The organism is Kitasatospora sp. NPDC088783 (assembly GCF_044750705.1).
Lineage (GTDB): Bacteria > Actinomycetota > Actinomycetes > Streptomycetales > Streptomycetaceae > Kitasatospora > Kitasatospora fiedleri.
On record NZ_JBIVKJ010000026.1, the window covers coordinates 50,909 to 71,248 of the forward strand.

The 20,340-nt window shown below is 76.3% G+C and carries 22 protein-coding genes; 13 read left to right on the forward strand and 9 right to left on the reverse strand.

All coding sequences use genetic code 11. The features are described 5' to 3' along the window. The first annotated feature begins 1 nt into the window (after position 1). Positions 2-1,201 (forward strand): glycosyltransferase family 4 protein, encoded by a 1,200-nt coding sequence (locus ACIP60_RS36310; RefSeq protein WP_400693288.1) that lies wholly within the window; start codon positions 2-4, stop codon positions 1,199-1,201. Between the two features lie 6 nt (positions 1,202-1,207). On the opposite strand, the gene ACIP60_RS36315 is transcribed toward ACIP60_RS36310, so the two are convergent. The 3 genes from ACIP60_RS36315 to ACIP60_RS36325 are packed head-to-tail and all read right to left on the reverse strand — an operon-like array spanning position 1,208 to position 4,020. Beyond that, complete coding sequence (locus ACIP60_RS36315; RefSeq protein ID WP_400693291.1) at positions 1,208-1,987, reverse strand: SAM-dependent methyltransferase; 780 nt, start codon at positions 1,985-1,987, stop codon at positions 1,208-1,210. 29 nt (positions 1,988-2,016) lie between these two features. Beyond that, positions 2,017-3,198 carry a glycosyltransferase gene (locus tag ACIP60_RS36320; protein WP_400693355.1) on the reverse strand — a complete coding sequence of 394 codons (1,182 nt, stop codon included), beginning with the start codon at positions 3,196-3,198 and terminating at the stop codon, positions 2,017-2,019. A gap of 57 nt (positions 3,199-3,255) precedes the next feature. Next, a complete protein-coding gene (locus ACIP60_RS36325; RefSeq protein ID WP_400693294.1) occupies positions 3,256-4,020 on the reverse strand; it encodes a DUF6193 family natural product biosynthesis protein in 765 nt (254 codons plus the stop codon). A 141-nt stretch (positions 4,021-4,161) separates the two neighbouring features. Here ACIP60_RS36325 and ACIP60_RS36330 point away from each other — a divergent pair, with 141 nt between their 5' ends. After that, positions 4,162-5,544, forward strand: a complete 1,383-nt coding sequence (locus ACIP60_RS36330; RefSeq protein WP_400693297.1) for a ParB/Srx family N-terminal domain-containing protein — start codon at positions 4,162-4,164, stop codon at positions 5,542-5,544. A gap of 65 nt (positions 5,545-5,609) precedes the next feature. Here the strand turns inward: ACIP60_RS36330 and ACIP60_RS36335 are convergent, their stop codons facing one another. Then, complete coding sequence (locus ACIP60_RS36335; RefSeq protein WP_400693301.1) at positions 5,610-6,368, reverse strand: glutamate racemase; 759 nt, start codon at positions 6,366-6,368, stop codon at positions 5,610-5,612. Between the two features lie 147 nt (positions 6,369-6,515). Here ACIP60_RS36335 and ACIP60_RS36340 point away from each other — a divergent pair, with 147 nt between their 5' ends. Beyond that, positions 6,516-7,739, forward strand: coding sequence for an MFS transporter (locus tag ACIP60_RS36340; protein WP_400693304.1), 1,224 nt, complete (start codon positions 6,516-6,518; stop codon positions 7,737-7,739). Between the two features lie 13 nt (positions 7,740-7,752). Here the strand turns inward: ACIP60_RS36340 and ACIP60_RS36345 are convergent, their stop codons facing one another. Together ACIP60_RS36345 and ACIP60_RS36350 are read right to left on the reverse strand one after the other, a co-directional pair. Beyond that, positions 7,753-8,085 (reverse strand): hypothetical protein, encoded by a 333-nt coding sequence (locus ACIP60_RS36345; RefSeq protein ID WP_400693306.1) that lies wholly within the window; start codon positions 8,083-8,085, stop codon positions 7,753-7,755. 119 nt (positions 8,086-8,204) lie between these two features. After that, positions 8,205-9,230 carry a polysaccharide deacetylase family protein gene (locus tag ACIP60_RS36350; protein WP_400693309.1) on the reverse strand — a complete coding sequence of 342 codons (1,026 nt, stop codon included), beginning with the start codon at positions 9,228-9,230 and terminating at the stop codon, positions 8,205-8,207. A 457-nt stretch (positions 9,231-9,687) separates the two neighbouring features. Between ACIP60_RS36350 and ACIP60_RS36355 the strand changes: the two genes are divergently transcribed. From ACIP60_RS36355 to ACIP60_RS36380, 6 genes are all read left to right on the forward strand, one after another. Beyond that, the gene (locus tag ACIP60_RS36355) at positions 9,688-9,948 is read left to right on the forward strand and encodes a hypothetical protein (protein WP_400693312.1); all 261 of its coding nucleotides are present in this window, start codon (positions 9,688-9,690) and stop codon (positions 9,946-9,948) included. 226 nt (positions 9,949-10,174) lie between these two features. Next, on the forward strand, positions 10,175-11,002 hold the full coding sequence (locus tag ACIP60_RS36360; RefSeq protein WP_400693315.1) for a polysaccharide deacetylase family protein: 828 nt from the start codon (positions 10,175-10,177) through the stop codon (positions 11,000-11,002). After that, on the forward strand, positions 10,995-12,182 hold the full coding sequence (locus ACIP60_RS36365; protein ID WP_400693318.1) for a glycosyltransferase: 1,188 nt from the start codon (positions 10,995-10,997) through the stop codon (positions 12,180-12,182). The genes ACIP60_RS36360 and ACIP60_RS36365 overlap by 8 nt, the downstream gene beginning before the upstream one ends. A 94-nt stretch (positions 12,183-12,276) precedes the next feature. After that, positions 12,277-12,945, forward strand: coding sequence for a sugar transferase (locus ACIP60_RS36370; protein ID WP_400693321.1), 669 nt, complete (start codon positions 12,277-12,279; stop codon positions 12,943-12,945). Positions 12,946-13,053: 108 nt separating this feature from the next. Then, positions 13,054-13,683 (forward strand): acetyltransferase, encoded by a 630-nt coding sequence (locus ACIP60_RS36375; protein ID WP_400693324.1) that lies wholly within the window; start codon positions 13,054-13,056, stop codon positions 13,681-13,683. 10 nt (positions 13,684-13,693) lie between these two features. Next, positions 13,694-14,173: an NUDIX hydrolase gene (locus ACIP60_RS36380; protein ID WP_400693326.1), complete on the forward strand. Its 480-nt coding sequence runs from the start codon at positions 13,694-13,696 to the stop codon at positions 14,171-14,173. Positions 14,174-14,224: 51 nt separating this feature from the next. On the opposite strand, the gene ACIP60_RS36385 is transcribed toward ACIP60_RS36380, so the two are convergent. Next, the gene (locus ACIP60_RS36385) at positions 14,225-15,154 is read right to left on the reverse strand and encodes an NAD-dependent epimerase/dehydratase family protein (RefSeq protein WP_400693329.1); all 930 of its coding nucleotides are present in this window, start codon (positions 15,152-15,154) and stop codon (positions 14,225-14,227) included. Between the two features lie 235 nt (positions 15,155-15,389). After that, positions 15,390-15,932 (reverse strand): PTS fructose transporter subunit IIA, encoded by a 543-nt coding sequence (locus ACIP60_RS36390; RefSeq protein WP_100835419.1) that lies wholly within the window; start codon positions 15,930-15,932, stop codon positions 15,390-15,392. 303 nt (positions 15,933-16,235) lie between these two features. Here ACIP60_RS36390 and ACIP60_RS36395 point away from each other — a divergent pair, with 303 nt between their 5' ends. The 4 genes from ACIP60_RS36395 (at position 16,236) to ACIP60_RS36410 (ending at position 19,074) form a co-directional block, all read left to right on the forward strand. Next, positions 16,236-16,481: a DUF397 domain-containing protein gene (locus ACIP60_RS36395; RefSeq protein ID WP_100835418.1), complete on the forward strand. Its 246-nt coding sequence runs from the start codon at positions 16,236-16,238 to the stop codon at positions 16,479-16,481. Positions 16,482-17,309: 828 nt separating this feature from the next. Next, the gene (locus tag ACIP60_RS36400; protein WP_111556378.1) at positions 17,310-17,804 is read left to right on the forward strand and encodes a hypothetical protein; all 495 of its coding nucleotides are present in this window, start codon (positions 17,310-17,312) and stop codon (positions 17,802-17,804) included. Positions 17,805-17,810: 6 nt separating this feature from the next. After that, positions 17,811-17,891: a putative leader peptide gene (locus ACIP60_RS36405; protein ID WP_359783877.1), complete on the forward strand. Its 81-nt coding sequence runs from the start codon at positions 17,811-17,813 to the stop codon at positions 17,889-17,891. A gap of 52 nt (positions 17,892-17,943) precedes the next feature. Further along, entirely contained in the window at positions 17,944-19,074 is a 1,131-nt protein-coding gene (locus tag ACIP60_RS36410) for an acyl-CoA dehydrogenase family protein (protein ID WP_400693334.1), read from the forward strand. A 44-nt stretch (positions 19,075-19,118) separates the two neighbouring features. Here the strand turns inward: ACIP60_RS36410 and ACIP60_RS36415 are convergent, their stop codons facing one another. Further along, complete coding sequence (locus ACIP60_RS36415; protein WP_100838365.1) at positions 19,119-20,240, reverse strand: aminoglycoside phosphotransferase family protein; 1,122 nt, start codon at positions 20,238-20,240, stop codon at positions 19,119-19,121. Between the last annotated feature and the right edge of the window lie 100 nt (positions 20,241-20,340).

Consider the following 20,340-nt stretch of genomic DNA (forward strand, 5'->3'; position numbering starts at 1 on the left):
CATGCGATCCGTCCGGGTGCTGGTCCACCTCAACAACCTCGCCCTCGGCGGCGCCCAGCTCAACGCCGTCGACATCGCCCGCACCCTGCGCGACCGCGGCCACCAGCCGGTGCTCTTCGCCCAGGGCGTCGACGGCCCCGCCCCGCTGGCCGACCTCGCCGCCGAACACGGCCTCGACCTGGTGGTGGCCGGGGAGCCGGGCACCCCGCACGCAGTCATCCGGGCCCGCCTCACCCGGCTCGCCGACGAGCACGGCTCCCAACTCGTCCACGCCTGGGAGGTCCGGGCCGCCCGGAACGCCTACTTCGGCCCCGGCCGCCAGGGCCGCCTGCCGGTCGTCACCACCTTCTACGGCATCCGGATGCTCCGCGGCATGCCCCGCCACCAGCCCCTGGTGCTCGGCCTGGGCGCCCTGCTGCCCGACGGCCGCGCCTTCGGCCACCGCGACCTGCGGCTGATCGAACCCCCCGTCGACACCGACGCCGACGCGCCCGGCGCCGTCTCCGGCGCCGAGTTCCGGGCGGAGGTCGGCGCCGGACCCGACCAACTGCTGCTCTGCATCGTCACCCGCCTGGTCTCCGGCCTGGAGAAGGACGCCGGCGTCTCCCGCACCATCGCCGCCCTCCGCCTCCTCGACGACCCGGCCCTCGTCCTCGCCGTCGTCGGCGGCGGCCCCAGCGAGGCGCACCTGCGCGCCGAGGCCGCCCGCGCCAACGAGGAACTCGGCCGCGAGGCGGTCGTCCTCACCGGCCAGCGCGCCGACCCCCGCCCCGCCTACCAGGCCGCCGACCTCGTCCTCGGCATGGGCGGCTCGGCCCTGCGCGGCCTCGCCTTCGCCAAACCCGTCATCGTGCACGGCGCGGGCGGCTACACCGCCCTCCACGAACCCGGCCCGCTGGTCGAACCGCACGCCTCCCGCTGCATGTACGGCCACGGCGACCACCCCGCCGACGCCAAGGCGCTCGCCGCCCAGATCCGCACCCTCGCCGACAGCCCTACCCGCCGCGCCGAGCTGGGCAGTTGGGGCCGCGACTGGGTCGTGGGCCGGTTCTCCCTCAGCCACGTCTCCACCGCCTTCGAGGAGATCTACCGCGAACTCCTCCACCGGCCCCCCGGCCGCACCGCCTGGCTCCGCGACCTCGAACAGATGTCCCGCTACGAGTTCGTCAAGCCGACCGCCCGCCGCCTGCTCGGCCGCTGAGGCCGCCTAGGCGGGGTTCCGCCGCAGCACCAGCGCCACGAAGCCGAAGCCGTCGCGGTGGCCGGCCAGCCACTGCTCGCGGTGGGCGTCCGCCGCGCGCAGGGCGGCCTCGCGGTCGGGGCCCGGCGGCTGGTCGAGGGCCCAGTCGGCGAGGGAGCCGGTCCGGGCCCAGGCGTAGGCGTCGAGTTCGGCGCGGGTGGAGGTGTGGGCGGCGACCGGCAGCCAGCCGGCGGCCCGGACCGCGGCGACCGTTCCGGCCAGGTCGGCGAGGTCGGCGAGGTCGGTGAGGTCGGCCAGGTCGGTGAGCTCCGCCCCGAACGACTCCCGTGCCTGCTGCGAGGGTTCACCGGTCCGGTAGGGGGCGCCGAGCAGCACCGCGCCGCCCGGGGCGAGCAGCGGGCCGATCGCGGCGAGGGCCGGGCCGGGGCCGCCGAGGGCCCGGGTCGCGCCCACGCACAGGACGGCGTCGAAGGGCTCGGCGGTGGTGAACTCCCGGGCGTCGCGGTGGTGCAGGCCGATCCGCCGGGCCACGCCGAGGCGCTGCGCGGTGTGCAGCGCGGTGCGCAGGGCGGCCGGGTCCGGGTCCACGCCGACCGCCCGCAGGGCGGGGTGCGCGGTCAACGCCCTCAGCAGCCAGGGTGCTTCGCCGCAGCCGAGGTCGAGCAGCCGCCCGTCCGACCGGCCGCGCAGCAGCCGCTCCAGCAGTTCCCGCACCGCCTCGTCGGACAGCGGGGCGGCGATCGGGTGGTCGCGGTGCGCGATCCGGGAGATGTCCTGACGCTCCATCGACTGATCCTGCCCGCCGGGCCGCCCGGCTATTCGGCCCGCTGCGGCCGCGGATAGGTGCGGCCCTTCCAGGCGGCGCCCCGGCCGCGCCAGTGCTGCACGGCGGAGTCGACCGTCATCAGCAGGTACAGCAGCGCGGTGAACGGCAGCAGCGGGGCGGCGAACACGGGCTGCCGGTAGTAGCGGAGCATCGGCGCGTACGTCCCGGCCATCACCGCCCACGCCGCCAGGCCCGCCCCGGCCGTCCACCACGCCCCGGCCGCCGCCCCGGCGACCGCGGCCACCGGCGGCACCAGGTAGACCAGCGCCAGGCCCGCCACCGTCCCGGCCAACAGCAGCGGCGAGTACCGGAGTTGGGCGTAAGCGCTGCGCGAGACCATCCGCCACAGCGGGCCCGGCCCGGGGTACGGGCGGACGGAGTCGACCCGGTCGGCGAGGCCCAGCCAGGTCCGGCCGCCGGTGCGCTTGACCGCCCGGGCCAGCGACACGTCGTCGATCACCGCGCCGCGGATCGCCGCCACCCCGCCCGCCCGCTCCAGCGCCGCCCGGCGCACCAGCGAGCAGCCGCCGGCCGCGGCGGCCGTCCGGGAGCCGGGCCGGTTGGCCCGGCGGAAGGGGTACAGCTGGGCGAAGAAGTACACGAACGCCGGGACGATCAGCCGCTCCCAGCCGCTCGCCACCCGCAGCCGGGCCATCTGCGACACCAGGTCCAGCCCGCCGCCCTCCCCGGCCGCGACCAGCGCCCGCAGCGAGCCCGGGCGGTGCGCGATGTCGGCGTCCGTCAGCAGCAGCCACTCGGCGTCCCCGGCCTGCCCGACCCCGTGCCGCAGCGCCCACAGCTTGCCCGTCCAGCCCGCCGGCAGCGCCGGGGGAGTGGTCACCGCCAGCTCCAGCCCCCCGACCCGCCCGGCCAGTTCCCGCGCCAGCTCACCGGTCCCGTCCGTACTGTGGTCGTCCACCAGCACCACCCGCGCCCGCCCCGGGTACTCCTGGGCCAGCAGGCTCGGCAGCGACACCGGCAGCACCGCCGCCTCGTCCCGGGCCGGCACCAGCACCACCACCGACGGCCACGCCCCGGGCTCACCGCTCCCGCGCGGCAGCCGCTGGTCCGTCCGCCAGAACCCGCCGTGACCCACCGCCAGCCACACCCACGCCAGCAACGACACCACCGAGACCCACCACAGGACCGTCACCCCGGCAGTCTGCCCGATCCACCCCGGGCCGCCCCGGAGACACGACGGCCCGCCACCCGGCCCGGCGCCGCGCGGTCAGGACGACGGCTCCGGCGGCAGCGCGGCCACGGCCAGGGCGGCCGCCTCGGCGGGGGTCGTGACGGTGACGGGCCCGGTTGCGAGCCCGCGGACCAGGTAGCCCCCGGTGTGCAGTGGCTCGACGGCCGCGCCCACCCGCTCGAACGGGTAGTCGGACTTGGTGGAGAACCACAGTGTGAAGTGGCTGCTGACCGGCCGCAGCCGCCGCAGCCGGGGTTCCGCGAACGCGGCCTCCCACAGGGCCCGCACCTCGGCACGGGTGGGGTACGGGCCGTGCGCGAAAGCCTCCAGGCGCGTCCGCCAGTACAGTTCGACCCGGTCCAGCGACGCGCGCTCGTGCACGAACGCCCAGTCCGGGACGTGCAGGAACGGGGCGGCCCGCCGGATCGCCGCCAGGTCCGCGCCCGCCAGCCAGGCCGCCGCCGCCCGGACGGCCCCGGTCAGGTCCGGTGCCCACCCCTGGGCCTGCGTCCCCCGGCCGCGGCGCAGCAGCAGGTGAGGGGCGGAGGCGTCCCGCTTCCAGCGGACGTCCGCCCGGTCGGGCACCGGCAGGGCCGCGCCGTCCGGGCCGTCCGCGCTGTCCGGGCTGTCCGGGCCGTCCGGCACGGTCGTTTCCCCGACGAACCCGGCCCGGCACCAGGACAGTTCGCGGGCCGGGGGCAGCAAGACACCGGCCGCGGCGGCGATCCGGGCCAGTTGGGCACCCAATTCGGCTGCGGCGGCGTCCCGTTCGTCCTGAGACGCGTAGCGGGGAGCGGTCATGGCGCGGAGTGTAGTGCCGGCCCGGCGCGGACGGTTCACCCGGTCGTCATCCGGGCGACGTCCGGTGGACGTGCGGGGAGCGGGCGGGGGTGGCTGGATGGGCGCGGCGGGAATCCGCCGATCCGATCAGCAGGAGAACAGATGATGACCGGCACCGCGTCCGCCGCCCCGTCGCGCCACCGTCACCCGAGCCGTCGGGCCGCGCTCGCCGCCGCGTCGGCCCTCGCCCTCGGCGGGCTGACCGGGTTCGCCGCCCCCGCCGGGGCCGCCCCCGCCGACGGGGCCGCGCTCGCCGCGCAGCCCGGCCAGCTGCTGGACGTGACGCTCGACCAGCTGCACCCGACCCAGGACGCGGTCGGCTACGACGAGGTCTACTACAAGCTCGGCCGGTACGCCTCGGACAAGGACCGGCTCAACGGCGGCATCAACAAGCGCTTCGACGACTGGTGCGCCACCAACGGCCAGGGCGCGGTCGCCGCCGCCCCGGCCGGCGCCACCCTCGCCGACCCGGCCAGCTTCACCTGCACCGTCCCGGTCGGGCAGGAGACCGCGGCCAGCCGCGCCGAGATGAAGACCGTCGTGGTCGGCCCCGGCGGCGCGCTCTACCTGACGGACGGCCACCACACCCTCACCTCCTTCCTGGAGACCCCCGAGGGCGGGCCGAAGCTGCACATCCGGCTGATCGTCCAGGCCAACTACAGCGCGCTGTCGAAGGCCGCGTTCTGGCAGGCCATGCAGGACCACGGGTGGGTGCGGCTGCTCGACGAGCACGCGAACCCCCTCACCGTCGACCAGCTGCCGACCCGCCTCGGCCTGGCGAACTTCCACGACGACCCGTACCGCAGCCTGGTCTACTTCACCCGCGACATCGGCTACTCGGTGCCCGACGACGCCGCCGAGTTCCTCGAGTTCCAGTGGGGCGACTGGCTGCGCGGCCAGGGCATCGGCCTGCCCGGCTCCTACGACAGCAGCGACTTCGCCTCCTACCTCGACGCGGTGCGCACCGCCTCGCAGGCGATGTCCGCGCTGCCCGGCGACGCCGTGGTCTCCGGCGGCGCCACCGCCGACCAGCTCGGCCGGCTCACCCCCTGGAACGCGGGCAAGAAGCCCACCGGCGGCGAGTTCGGCAAGCTGAGCGCCCCGATCACCGACGCCAAGCCCGGCAAGCTCGCCTACGCGCTGGACTTCCGGTCCAAGCTGCCGGCCACCCCGGCCTGCACCACCACCGTGACCGGCGCCCACAACGGCCCGCTCACCGCCGCCACCGGCACCACCTGCCTGGTGAACGCCCGGCAGAACGGCCCGATCGTGGTCCGGGCCGGGGCGAACCTGGTGGTCGCGGGCTCCGACGTCAACGGCCCGCTGCAGGCCGTCGGCGCCGGGACGGTGCGGATCTGCGGCGCCGACTGGACCGGCCCGCTCAGCATCGTCAACACCCGCGACCGCCTCACCCTCGCGGGCCCCGGCTGCACCCCGAACCTGTTCACCGGCCCGCAGCAGCTGGTCGGCAACCCGGTCGGCTGACACCCCCCGCCGAGCGGCGGGACAGGGCGAGACGGGACGGGGCGAGGCGGGACGGGACGGGACGGTCAGAGCCGGGCCGCGGCCAGCAGCCCGCCCTGCGGGTACGCGAGCGCCTCGGCCCGGAGCGCCGCCGGGCGGCCGGAGTGCAGCACGGTCAGCGTCCCGCCGCCGGGCGGCGTGGCGGGGGAGAGCCGGCGCAGCGTCTGCGCGGCGATCGCATCCGCCGAGCCGTGCAGCCGGACCGGCCCGGCGAGCGCGGCGGCGATCCGGTCGTCGATCAGCTCGTAGTGGGTGCAGCCCAGCACCACGTCCGTGGTCCCGGCCGGGGTGCGGGCGGCGGCCGACGCGACGGCCGCGGCGATCGCGGCCTCGTCGGCCCGCTCGACGGCCTCGGCCAGCCCCGGGCAGGCCACCTCGTGCACCGCGGCGGCCCCGCCGAACTCGGCGATCAGCCCGCGCTGGTACGCGCTCCCGGTGGTCCGCGAGGTCGCCCAGATCGCCACCACCCCGCCGGCCGCGGCGGCCGGCTTGATCGCCGGTACCGTCCCGACCACCGGCAGCCCCGGCTCGAACTCGGTCCGCAGCCGCGCCAGCGCGTGCACCGTGGCCGTGTTGCAGGCCACCACCAGCGCCTCCGGCCCGTGCGCCACGGCGGCCCGGGCGCAGGCCAGCGCGCGCTCGACGATGTCCTCGGGCGTGCGCGGGCCCCACGGCATCCCGTCCGGGTCGCACGAGACGACCAGGTCCGCGTCGGGCCGGGCCCGGCGGATCGCGGCGGCGGCGGCGAGCAGTCCGATTCCGGAGTCCACGAGGGCGATCTTCACGAGCACCGACTCTACCCCGAACCCCTCGGCGGCCAGGCGGACGGCCGTTCCGGGACCCGCCCCGGTTCGGCCGTCCGCCTGACGGCACGACCGCGCCGTGCGCGTGTCCCCGGCCCGGGGCGGCACGTCCCCGGAGGCTTGGGTCCCATGGGACAGCTGACAGCATCGAACGAACGGGTGCCGGCCGACGAACGGGTGTCGGGGACGGCCTACACCAACCTGGTGGTCGCCACCGTCGGCTTCGCGCTGACCTTCTGGGCCTGGAACCTGATCGCCCCGCTGGCGGGCGAGTTCGACAAGACACTGCACATGTCGTCGTTCGCGCAGTCGTTCCTGGTCGCGGTGCCGGTCATCGTGGGCTCGCTGGGCCGCGTCCCGGTCGGCGCGCTGACCGACCGCTTCGGGGCGCGGCTGATGTTCCCGCTGATGTCGGCGCTGACCATCGTCCCGGTGCTGCTGCTGATCCCGGCCCGCAGCTCGTACGGGGCGCTGCTGGTGGTCGGCTTCTTCCTCGGGCTCGGCGGCACCACCTTCGCGATCGGCGTGCCGCTGGTGAACTCCTGGTTCCCGCCGCACAAGCGCGGCCTGGGCGTCGGCGTGTTCGGCATGGGCATGGGCGGCGTCGCGCTGTCCGGCTACTTCACGCCGCGGCTGTGGAAGCACGGCCACGACCTGCCGTTCTGGGTGCTGGCGATCGCCCTGGCCGGGTACACCGTGCTGTCCTACCTGCTGCTGCGCGACCGCCCCGACCGGGTGGTCCCGACCGCCTCGCTGGCCTCCCGGCTCGGCCGGGCCGGGCGGCTGCGGGTGACGTGGGAGCTGTCCGCGCTGTACGCGATCGGGTTCGGCGGCATCGTCGCGTTCGGCGTCTACCTGCCGACGTACCTGAAGACCTGGTACGAGCTGTCCGCCACCGACGCCGGCACCAAGGCCGCCGGGTTCGCGCTGGTCACGGTGGTCTTCCGGCCGTTCGGCGGCTGGCTCTCCGACCGCGTCCACCCGGCCGTGGTGACCGCCTGGGCGCTGGGGACCACCGCGCTGTTCGCCATCGTCCAGGCCTTCGACCCGGACCTCAGCCCGATCGGCACCATCGCCTTCCTGGTGATGGCGGCCGGCCTGGGCACCACCAGCGGCTCGGTGTTCGCGCTGGTCGCCCAGGTCACCCCGGTCGCCCAGGTCGGCTCAGTGACCGGCATCGTCGGCGCGATCGGCGGCCTCGGCGGCTTCGTCCCGCCGCTGGTGATGGGCGCGATCTACAGTGCCAAGAACAGCTACTCGATCGGCTTCATGCTGCTCTCCGACCTGGCCCTGGCCGGCGCCGTCTACGCGATCGGCCGGATGCGCGGCATCCGGCCCACCGCCACCGACTGACCCCGGCCCGCGCTCACCCGGCCGACCGGCCCCCGACCGTCAGCTCCAGCCCGCCGTCGGCCGCCACGGACGCCCGCACCTCCCAGGTCCGGGCGTCCACCCGCGTCCCGGCCGCCGTCGTGTACCCGGCCACGGCCAGCTCGGCCACGGCCGGTCCGGTCGCGCGCAGCCGGCCCTCGGCGGCCGAGCCGTCCGCGAAGTGCAGGTCGAGGTCGAGGTCGAGGCCGGCGTTCGGGGGCCCGGGCGCCGCCGCGAAGGCCGCCGGATCGGGCAGGCCCCGGACCCGCAGCCGCGCCCCCGGGAACAGGTGGGTGTGCGCGCACAGCGCCGGAAACGTCTCGCTCATCGCTGCTCCGGACCGGGTGCCGGTGGCCGGCCCGGGCGGGCCGCCCCCGCCAGTGTCCGGCCCCGGCCCCGCCCGTGCCACCCGCGTCCGTACCCGGGGCCCGCGTCCGTACCAGGGGCTTACGCCTGCGCCCCCAGCAGCCGCTGCACCGCCGGTTCCAGGCCGGACAGGATGGTGTCGAACCGGCGGGTCGAGGTGGTCGAGTCGACCTGGAGGCGGCTGATCCGCAGCGGGTGCGCGGGCAACCGGGGGCCGAGCCGGTGGTCGGAGAGGAAGCCGAGCCGGTAGCCGAGCTGGCGCAGCATGGCGTCCGCCCGCTCGTCGAAGCCGCCGTCCGGGTAGGCGAAGGCGGTGGGGGCCTCGCCCAGCCAGCGGGTCAGCACCCGGTGCGCGCCGGCGATCTCCGCGTGCACCGTCGCCTCGTCGCAGCGCCGCAGCGAGGGGTGCCCCAGGGTGTGGTTGCCGACCGCGACGTCCGCCTCCCGCAGGACCCGCAGGTCCTCCGGGCGCAGCTGCTCCTGGGCCGGCGGGCGGCGGTGCGCGGAGACCCGCAGCTCGGCCAGGCTGCGCCGGCGGTCCGGGTCGGGCATCGCCTTGAGCAGCGCCAGCACCCGGGCCGGGTCGGCGCCGCGGGGCAGCAGCCGGGCCCGGCCGCCGTAGCGGGCCAGGAACGCCGCCTCGTGCCACCAGAACGGCTTCTCGGTGCCGACCAGCTCGGCGATCACGAACGCGGCGGCGGGGATCCGCCGGGCCACCAGCTCGGGCAGCGCGTGCCGCAGCACCGTGCGGTCCGGGTCGTCGAAGGTCACCAGCACCGAGCGCGGCGGCAGCGGCCGCCCCTCGGCCAGCGCCCGCTCCACGTCCGGCACGGACACCGGGGTGGCCAGCCGCCGCAGCCGGTCCAGCTGGGCGCCGAACGAGGCCGGGTCGGTGATCCCGTGGTAGGCGAGCACGGCCAGCCGCTGCGCCGCCCGGGCCCGGAACAGCGGCTGGGCGGGACTGAACCGCAGCCAGCTGCCCCGGTCCCGCTCCCTGGGCTGGTCGGGCGCCGAGGACGGAGCGGGCGGGGTCGCGGACGGGACGACGGGCTGGGGCGGGGAGCAGACGGCAGCGGCGGTGGCAGCGGTGACGGTGGCGTACGACACGGTTCCCCCCTCGGTCGCCGACAAGCGGCGTGGCGGTACCGTCGGCAGGCGGAGCCCGGCCTCCGACCCCGGGCGCGGCGGCTCCGCACCCGAGTGATCTAGCCCGCGGCGGGCACTCCCAATCCCGCTCGTCGGACGGCTCCTGGATCGCTCAATGTAGTGGAGACCCACGACGCCCCGGGATGGTTGTACGCCGGACGGCGAGATTTTGCGGGCGGTCCGGAAGCGCTCCGGAGGCGCTCCGGGAACGGCCCGCGCGGCGGCCGGACGGGGGGGCCGGACGGGGGCCGTGCAGCGGCCCTACAACGGCCCTACAACGGCCCTACAGCGGCCGTCCGGGGGCCGGACACAACGGCGGACGGGCGGGCGGAAGCCGCTGCGGGCGGGACCGGAGCGGTGCTCCGCAAGGGCCGGAGGACTGTGGCCCGCGCCCCCGGACCGGGTTACCGTGGAGGGCATGGCAGACACCCGAAGTAACCGCCCCGCTACTCGCCGGTCAGCCCTGTTCGGCGGCTGCGCGCTGCGCCGCCACCAGCCGCTGCTGGCCCTGGTGGGCGTGCTCTGCGTCGGCATGGGCATCGCGGTGGCGGTGCTCGTCCCGCAGACCGACGGCCCGGCCTGGGTGATGGCGGTGGCCGGCTGCCTGGCCGCCGGGGTGCTGCTGCTGGTCCGGATCGGCATCGCGCTGCTGCGCCCGAGCGGCGGCGCCACCCCCTGAGCCCCGGGTGCCGGGGGCGCGCCCCCGTTGATCGACTGCCGACCGGAAAACGTCCACCAATGGGACAGGACCGGTCGGACCGGCTGATTTTCGGCCTACCTACGCACTTCTTTCACGTTTCCGGGGCAGCAGCCTCACACTTCCCCCTACTGTGATGCGCATCGCCCGCGGCAACCGCGGGCCGGGGGAGTCACAGTCCGGTGCGGGGGCACCGCGAGGGGGATCCATGACGAGCACCGCCGGCCGGGCCGGAGGCGTCCGGTCGAAGGTCAAACAGCAGTTGGCCCGCGCGGCCGGGCGGGTGCCCGGCGCGGGCGCCACCCTGCTCATCTACCACCGGGTCGGCGGCGGCACGAGCGACGAGCTCGACCTCGCCACCGCCGACTTCACCGCCCAGGTGGACCTGCTCGCCGAGCTCCCGCCCGGCCGGGTCGTCCCGCTGGACACCGCCGCCGACCGCCTCGACGCCGGCCTGCGCACCCCCAGCACCGTCCTCACCTTCGACGACGGCTTCGCCGACACCTACGAGACGGCCTGGCCGCTGCTCCGCGAACGCGGCCTGCCGTTCACCGTCTACCTGGCCAGCGGCCTGGTCGGCGCCCCGATGCGCTGGGAGGGCTCCACCGCCAAGGGCGCCCCCGCCACCGGCCTCAGCTGGGAGCAACTGCGCGAGATGACCGCCTCCGGGCTGTGCACCGTCGCCAACCACACCCGCAGCCACGCCCGCCCCGAACTGCTCAGCACCGCCGAGCTCGACGCCTGCGGCGACGACGTCGAGGAGCACCTCGGCACCCGCCCCCGGCACTTCGCCTACACCTGGGGCCGCCCCGTCCCGCACCTGGACGCCGCGCTGCGCGCCCGCTTCCGCACCTGCGCCACCGGCCTGGTCGGCCGCAACCTGCCCGGGTACGACCCGGCCCGCTTCCACCGCGTCCCGGTCCGGCGCACCGACCCGATCGACTTCTTCCGGGCCAAGCTGTACGGCCGGCTCGTCCCCGAACGCGCCTACGCCCGGATCGTCGCCACCGCGAAGGCGGTGGGCGCCGGTGCCTGACCAGCTCCCGCTCCGCCTGCGCGGCGAGGGCGGCCGGCCGCTGCGGGTCGCCCACCTCACCACCGTCGACATGTCGCTGCACCTGCTGCTCGCCACCGAGCTCACCGTCGACGTCGAACACGGCCTGCGCACCTACGGCATCAGCGCCCCCGGCCCCTACCGGGAACGGATCGAACGGATCGGCGTCCGGCACCTCCCGCTGCCCTCGCTCACCCGCGCCTGGCAGCCGGCCGCCGACCTCGCCGCCGCCCGCGAACTGCTCGCCGAGCTGCGCCGCATCCGGCCCGACGTGCTGCACACCCACAACCCGAAGACCGGCGTGCTCGGCCGCGTCCTGGGCCGGCTCGCCCGCGTCCCCGTCGTCGTCAACACCTGCCACGGCCTGTGGGCCCAGGCCCACGACCCGCTCGCCAAACGGCTCGCCGTGCTCGGCGCCGAGGCGCTCGCCGCCCGCTTCTCGCACGCCGAGCTCTACCAGAACGCCGAGGACCGGGCCGCGCTCGCCAGGTGGGGCGTCCCCGCCGGGCGCTCCCGGGTGGTCGGCAACGGCGTCGACCTCGACCGCTTCCCCGCCCCCGGCCCGGCCCGGGACGCCCTGCGCGCCCGGCTGCGCGCCGAACTCGGCCTCGCCGAGGACGAGCTGCTGGTCGGCGGGGTCGGCCGACGGGTCGCCGAGAAGGGCATCCGCGAGTACGCCGAGGCCGCCCGCGCGCTGGCCGGCAAGGCCCGCTTCGTCTGGATCGGCCCCGACGACCCCGACAAGCCCGACGCGCTGCGCGCCGCCGAGGCGGGCGTGGAGTTCCTCGGCCCCCGCGACGACATGCCCGCCGTCTACGCCGCACTCGACGTCTTCGTCCTCCCCTCCCACCGGGAGGGCTTCTCCCGCTCCGGCATGGAGGCCGCCGCCAGCGGCCTGCCCCTGCTGCTCAGCGACATCCGCGGCTGCCGCGAGATCGGCACCCACGACCGGCACCTGCTGCTCGCCCCGGCGGCCGACGCCGCCGCCCTCACCGCCGCGCTCGACCGGCTCCTCACCGAGCCCGGCCTGCGGACACGCCTGGGCGCGGCGGCCCGCCGCCGCGCCCTCGAACGGTTCGACCAGCGCGCGGTCGCCCAGGTCTCGCTGGAGACCTACGCCGCCGTCGCCCGCCGCCGCGGGCTGCGCTGGAGCACCGACTGAGCGTCCGCACCGCCGCCACCGTCATCCGCACCACCACCGCACCGCACCACCACACCGCACCGCACTGCACCGCACCAACCCAGTTGGGGGAGAAATGAAGCGAGGGGGGGACCTCGCGGTCACTGTGCTGGCCGGGATCATCGCGCTCCCGCTCGGCCTGCTGATCGCCCTCCTGATCCGCGCCACCATGGGCGGACCGGTGATCTTCCGGCAGACCCGCACCGGCCGCCACGGCCGGGAGTTCGACATCCTCAAGTTCCGCACCATGCGCGACCGGCAGTACGAGGACGAGCCCGACGCCCCGCGCATCACCCGCCTCGGCGCGCTGCTCCGCAAGAGCAGCCTGGACGAACTCCCGCAGCTGTGGAACGTCCTGCGCGGCGACATGGGCGTCATCGGCCCCCGCCCCACCCTGCCCGAGCAGGTCGTCCACTACTCCACCCGCCAGCGCGGCCGCCTCGCCGTCCGCCCCGGCCTCACCGGCTGGGCCCAGGTCCGCGGCCGCAACTCCATCACCTGGCCCGAACGCATCGAACTCGACCTCTGGTACATCGAGCACCACAGCCTCGCCCTCGACCTGCGCATCCTCGCCCTCACCGTGAAGGTGCTGCTGCGCCCGGCCGGCATCACCGCCGCCGGCGGCGTCAACCCCGGCTTCCCGGCCCCGACCCAGCCGACCGCCGAGCCCGCCTCCCGGATCGTGCTGCCCCGACAGGCCACCGCGACCGCGCCCCGGCTGGCCCCGGAGGAACTGCGCGGCTAGGGCCTGTGCGGCGAAACGGTCCGGCCGGGCGGCGGCGACCGCCCGACCGGGTACGTTTCCGGTGACGGACGATCGGCGAGGGCACGGACGAGGGACGGAGAACGGCGCATGGTGCTGTGGATCGCGGGCGCGGGCGGCGTCGGCCGGGAGGCGCTGGACGTGGCGATCGCCGCGGGCGTCGAGGTGGCCGGGTTCCTCGACGACCGGCAGGCCGGGAGCACGGTGCGCGGCCTGCCCGTCCGCGCCCCCGCCGAACTGCCGCCCGGCGCCGGGTACCTGGTCGGGATCGCCGACCCGGCGGCCCGGGCCCGGCTGGCCGGGCTGCTGGACGCGGCGGGCGGCCACCCCGTCACCCTGGCGCACCCCCGGGCGATCATCGCCCCCGAGACCGAACTCGCCCCCGGCTGCCTGGTGATGGGCGGCGCGCACGTCTCCAGCAGCGTCCGGCTCGGCCCGCACAGCCAGGTCCACTACAACGCGACCGTCGGCCACGACACCCGCCTCGGCGCCCGCGTCACCGTCTACCCCGGCGCCCACGTCTCCGGCGCCGTCCGACTGGAGGACGACAGCACCGTCGGCTCCGGCGCCGTGGTCCTCCAGGGCCGCACCGTGGGCCGCGCCGCCTTCGTCGGCGCCGCCGCCACCGTCACCCGCGACGTGCCGCCCGGCACCACCGTGGTCGGCACCCCGGCCCGCCCGCTGCTGCGCCGCCCTCCCGCCCCCGAGGGCATCGCCTAGGCTTCCCCGCATGGGAATTCCTGCGTTTCTGGCGGACCTGCGCGCCGTGGTCGGGCACCGGCCGCTCTGGCTGTCCGGGGTGTCGGCGGTGGTGGTGGACGAGGACGGCCGGGTGCTGCTCGGACGGCGGGCGGACAACGGCCGGTGGGCACTGATCAGCGGCATCATCGACCCGGGGGAGCAGCCCGCGGACGCCGTGGTGCGCGAGTGCCGGGAGGAGACCGGGGTCGAGGTGCGGCCCGAGCGGCTGGTCTCGGTGGCGGTCTCCCCGATGATCGAGTACCCGAACGGCGACCGCACCCAGTACCTCGACCTGGTCTTCCGGTGCCGTCCGCTGTCCGGCGAGGCCCGGGTGAACGACGACGAGTCGCTCGAGGTCGGCTGGTTCCACCCGGACGCGCTGCCCGAACTGGAGGACCGCCTCCTGGAGCACATCGCCCGCGCGCTGGCCGGGAAGGACGAGGCGCACTTCGAACTGACGGCGCCCTGAACGCCGGAGGGCGGGAACGGGGTGCGCGCCCCGTTCCCGCCCTCCGGTGCCTCAGAGCGTCCGGAACCAGGCCGCGGTGCGCCGCAGGCCCTCCTCCAGCGGGACGGGCGCCACGTCCGGGAACAGCTCGCGCAGCCGCGCGTTGTCGGCCTGCGAGTCCCGCACGTCCCCCGGCCGCGGGTCGACGTGCTCGGCGGCGACCGGCGCCCCCAGCACCCCGCCCAGCAGGCCGATCAGCTCCAGCAGCGAAGTGCGCGTCCCGAAGGCCAGGTTCACCGGCTCCGCGGAGACCACCCGGCGCAGCACCGCCTCGGCGAGCACCTGGGTCACCGTGCCGACGTAGGTGAAGTCCCGGCTCTGCCGCCCGTCCCCGTGCACCGTCACCGGCCGGCCGGCCAGCGCCGCGTCCAGGAAGGCCGGGACCACCGCCGCGTACGCGTGCCCGGCGGGCTGGAGCGGGCCGAAGACGTTGAAGAAGCGCAGCGGCAGCACGCCCAGGCCGTAGCAGTGGTGGTACGCGCCGAGGTAGGACTCGGTGGCGAGCTTGGAGACCGCGTACGGGCTCATCGGGACGGTGCGCATCGTCTCGCGCTTGGGCAGCTCCCGGTTCGCGCCGTACACCGAGGAGGAGGACGCCGCCGCCACGTACAGGCCGCCCGCGCGGCGGGCCGCCTCCAGCACCTCCAGGGTGCCGGTGGCGTTCACCCGGTGGCTGGCCAGCGGGGCGGCGATCGACCGCGGCACGGACGGCAGGGCCGCCAGGTGCACCACCGCGTCGGCGCCGGTGAACGCCGCGTCCAGCAGGGCCGGATCGAGGATGCTGCCCTCGAAGAGGGCGACGTCCACCCCCGCCAGGTTGGCCTTGCTGCCGGTGGACAGGTCGTCCACCACCCGGACCTCCGCCACTTCCGGACGGGACGTCAACTCCCTGGCCAGATTGGCTCCGATGAACCCTGCCCCGCCGGTGATCACCACACGCACGGCCGCGCACCACCCCTCCGGTCGGGCCCGGGGACTCCCCCCGCCGGGCCGATGCGGCCGACTCTAGCGGCGGCCCGGGGCCCGGCGGGCGGGAAACCCGCACAGTCGCCACCAAACCGTCCCATCGGACACATCCGGGACGACGGACGGCGCACCGGCACGTCGGCGGATCGGCGCACCGGCGCACCGGCGGATCGGCTGACGGGCGAAGGGGCGGACCGGCCCGGGCCGGGGCTCAGCGCTTCGGCCGGCGGGCGGTCTCCTCCGCCGCGTCCAGCACCGCCGCCAGGTCGCCGCCCGCGGTCGCGGTCGCCACCGCGGCCACCGCGCCCTCCACGAACGGGGCGTCCGCGAACCGGGTCGGGAACGGCAGGCCGTGCTCCTCGGCCGCCGCCAGCACCGTCAGCACGGTGCGGACCGGGCCGTCCAGGTCGCACAGCACCGCCACGCCGTGGCCCTGGTCGACCCGGCGGGCCGCCGCGGCCACCAGCACCGCGCTGCTGCCCGGGCCGTCCTCCAGCGAACCGCCGGTCGCCGCGACCGGAGCCGGATCGTCCGCCTCCGTCACGGCCAGGGCCACCGCCCGCACCGCGTCCGCGAGTTCCTGGCTGTGCGACACCAGCACCAGGCCCACCCGCCCGTGCCCGGCGGGCCGGGCGGGGCGCGGCACCGAGGGCACCGGCGCGGTCACGGTGCCCGTCGCGGCGCCCACCGGCGGGGCCGAGGGCGCGGTCGAGATCGGGATGACGTCGGCGCGGCTGCGGTCCCGCTGGTCCATCGGCTGCTCCCGGTTGGGTGGCTGACTCCTCGCCACCCATCCTCACCCCGGCCGCCGCCCGGAGCGCGCTCCTCGGGCGCGCCCGGGTCGGCGTGTCCGACCGGGACCGCCGGGGCCCGGACGTTCGAGGGGGCGGGCTCCTAGCACAGCAGCCGCCCCGGGAGGGCCGGATCGCCCCATCTGCCCCGTCCGGTGGGCGCGCCGGGCCGGAACGGTCGGGCCGGGGGCCGCGGGTGGCTAAACTTGCCGCTCGACCACAGGCAGGACGACTCCGGGCGGGAGTCCGGGCGGGAGGGTGTGCGGATGACGCCGGCAGAGGCGGCACGGGCGGCGGACGAGCGCCGCAAGATCGAGCTCGACGTGAGCGGGGCCGAGTGGCAGCACGCGCCCGGCGGCGAACAGGGCGTCCAGATCGCCTTCGTGGACGGGTACATCGCGATGCGCAACGGCGCGGAGCCGGACGGCCCGGCGCTGATCTTCACCCCCGCCGAGTGGCGGGCCTTCGTGCTGGGCGCCCGGGACGGCGAGTTCGACCCGCGGAACCAGTAGCCGCAAGCACGGCGCCGGGGCGGTGGAAACCGGCCGGTCCCGGCCGCGGCGGCCCGCGCGGTTGGCCGGGTGTTCACCGCTCCGCCACGCGCCCGACCAGGAGTTCCCGGGCACGGCGGCCGGGGCCGGGGCCCGCGTCCAGGTGACGGCCGGGCATACGTCGAGGTTACAAAAGAGTTCTGATGGGCCGAATCTTGTTGACTGGTCGACAAGCCTGCCAGCACAGTAAGAGCAGGCAGACGCCGTGCCTACCGCCCCCACGCGGTATAGGCACGGCGCCCGCTTCTGCTGCCCGTCAACGGCGCCGATGACGGGCTCTCCCATTCCCTGTGCCGCACAGGGTGCGGCAGCCGTCGCAGCGGGAGTGACCCGACCGGGAAGAGCGACTCCCCGGGTGGGTCGGAGCCCGGATTCCGCACGCCCCCACGCGGCGGTGATCCGGGCGAGGTTCGCGGACGCGACGGCACGAGGGCCCCGCGAACCTGGCTCTGGGTTCGGTTATGTGGCTGTGGTGGCGCCGATCCCGATGGCACCTCGACCGTCCGGAGCCCGCCGGAATCACCCGCAGGCTCCAGGAACCGTCTAAGGACCATTGAATCAGCAAATGGTGCTTGGAGTTCACACGACCGCGTGCGCAGTGAGGGAATGCGCGCAAGGCACGCTGCGACAACCCGCTCCCCGTGGATCTCGCCCCGGAGCGGCCGTCGTGCTGAACCGAACGTAGCCCGGACGGTTGCTCAGAGTCAACATTGGTCCCTGAGCGTAGAACTCGGCCTGATCGCGGACCCGCGCACCGGCCCCCGCCCACCGGCCCCGTACGATGGGCCCATGTCATTTCTCCGCCGTCGCTCCGGACAGCCCGCCGGCCCGGACTTCGACGTACTGGCCATGGATCCGGGCGACTGGCCCGGCGATTTCGGTGTCATGATCCTGGCCGGTCAGGACGGTTCCTGCCAAGGCGTCTTCCTGCAGTACGACCTGCTCGGCGGCCGCGGCCCGGCCATGCTGATCGGCAACCTCCCGGAGGACTCGCCCGCCCGCGAGAGCGAGGACGGCGTGCCGCTGGAGGCCCGCCAGTTGCTCGCCTCGCTGGAGAACGAGGAACCGGTCGACTTCGTCTCGGCCGAGGACTTCCCGGTCATGCTCGGCGACGACCTGCTGATCGTCCGCAAGGTCAAGGTCACCGAGGAGCGGCTGTACTGCTCGCAGTTCGGCCGCAGCGACGGCGTCCAGGTGACCATCGCCTCCTGGGACCGACCGGTTTCGGACGACCTCTACCAGCTCCTCAAGCCGCTTCCGGCGGAGATGTTCCAGCAGGGCTGACGCACGATGCCCCGGCCACCGCTGCTCACCCGCCGCCTGCACGTGGACCTCCGGCGCACCGCCGGCGCGGCCTGTCCGGCTTCCTGAGAACCCCAGTTCACGGACGCCCGACACCCCGCCGCCCGCCCGGAGGCCCGCCATGACCCGCACCGCAGCACAGCCGACCGTCCCCGCCCCCGTCACCGACGCCGCCGACGACGCCGTCGAGCGGGCGTTCGCCCGGCTGCCCCGGGTGATCGACCTGCTGGCCGCCCGGGCCGCAGAGCACGACCGCGACGGCACCTTCCCGTACCAGGGCGTCGAAGCCGCCCACGAGGCCGGGCTGCTCACCCTCACCGTCGGCCGGCGGCACGGCGGGCCGGGTGCCGGCCTGGCCGACACCGTCCGGGTGCTGGCCCGGCTCGGCCGCGGCGACGCCTCGGTCGCCCTGCTCGCCGCGCACACCCTGCTGCACCACGCCGAACAGGCCCGCACCGCGCCCTGGCCCGCCGCGCTCTACCGACGGCTGCTCACCGAGTCCCGCCGCGGGCCCGCCCTGGTCGGCACCCTCCGGGCCCCCGCCGGGCGCCCGCCCGCCGTCACCGCGCACTGGCAGGGCAACGCCTGGCGGCTCGGCGGACGCGCCCCGCACTGCCCCGGCGCCGAAGCGCTCTCCTGGCTCGTGGTCGAGGCCCGCACCGCCGAGAACCAGCCGCGCACCGGCCTGTTCCTGGTCCGCGCCGACAGCCCCGGACTGGAGATCGACCCCGCCGCCGACCAGCTCGGCCTGCGCGCCGCCGCCGGCCACGACGTCCTGCTGGAGGACGCCCGGATCGGCACCGACGCCGCCCTGCTGCCCAAGGGGCCGGCCTTCCCCGCCGACCCCGTCGCCACGGCCTGGCACCAACTCGCCCTGACCGCCGTCCTGCTGGGCACCGCCCGGGCCGCCCTCGACTGGTCCGCCGGGCGGCTGCGCGGCACCACCGCCCACCGCCGCCCGCTCGGCGAACTCGACGCCGCGCTCACCGGTGCCGAGGAACTCGTCCACGGCCTGGCCGCCCGCACCGACGCCGACCCGTCCGCCGCGACCCGGGCGCCCGCCGTCCAACTGCTCGCCGCCCGCACCGCGAGCGACACCGTGCAGCGGGCCCTCACCCTCACCGGCAGCGCCGGGCTCGACCGCCGCCACCCGCTGGAGCGGCACCTGCGCGACGCACTCAGCCTGCGCACCCAACTGCCCGCCGAGGACACCGTGCTGGACGCCCTCGGCGAAGCCCTGCTGGGCGGCTGACCCCGCCGGCTCCGGGAGCGGACCGACTGCCGGGTGCCGACCGACTACCGGGTGCCGACCGCCGCGCGGACCGCGCGGCGGGCCAGCGCCGCGTCGTCGTACAGCCGGCGGATCATGATCCGCTGCTCCTCGCCCGCGCCCGGGACGTCGTGCAGCCGCAGCTCGCGCATCAGCACCAGCACCAGGTTCACCAGGAACGCGTCCCGGGCCAGCGTGCCGCCGGACTGGGCGAGTTGGCTGATCTGGCGGCGGGCCGCGGTGTCGCCCGACAGCACGCTCCACAGCACCGCCAGGTCGTAGCCCGGCAGGTACCAGCCGGCCTGCTCCCAGTCCAGCAGGACCGGGCCGGACGGGGCCAGCAGGATGTTGCCCAGCAGCGCGTCGCCGTGGTTCAGCTGCCACGGCACCGAGGACAGGCCGTGCAGCAGGCCGCGCAGGTCGCCCGCGTCCCGGTCGGTCAGCAGGCCCAGCGAGTGGAACCGGGCGATCTCGGTCTGGTAGTCCATCGGCTTGCCGAACACGTCCGTCGGCGGGCGCCACAGGTTCAGCGTGCGCACCGAGCCCAGCACCGCGCGCACCTCGCCCGGCGTCGGCGCGTTCACCGGGTGCCGCTCGCGGGCCGCCGGACGGCCCGGCACCCGCTCCAGCACCAGCACGCAGCGGTCGTGGTCGGCCGCCACCAGCCGGGGCAGCCGCACCGGCGGACGGTGCCGCACGAACGCCCGGTACACCGCCACCTCGTGGTGGAAGCGCTCCACCAGCTGCTCCGCCCGCTCCCCCCGCAGCGCGGCCGGGGACAGGCACTTCGCCACCACCGGGGCCCGGCCGATGGTGCCCGCGATCAGGATGTGCCGACCGCCCTCCCGCAGCACCTGGCGCGGCAGGAACGCCGGACATATCCGCGCGACGTTGGCGAGCACCGCCCGTACCGCCGGGGTCTGCAGCGCGGCCGGGTCCACCCGGTCCACGAACGCCTCCGGGGCCCGGCCCGCGGCCGGTCGGCCCGGCTGGCCCGGTCGGCCGGCCTGCTCCGCCAGCGGGCGGGTCACCAGGGTGGTGCGCCCGCGCGGGTCGCGCAGTTCGGCGGCGCGCGGTGCGGGCCGTCCCGAACCGGCGGTCGGGGGGCGCAGGGGGGAGCGTGCGGGGCGTACGGTCGCGCCGTCCATCCCGTTCGGGGACGACGAGCGGGTACCGGTGCTGGCTGTGGAGTACATGGGCTGGTGAGGGTCCTTCCTTGACCGGCGGCAAAGCTGTGAGCGGCCCGTC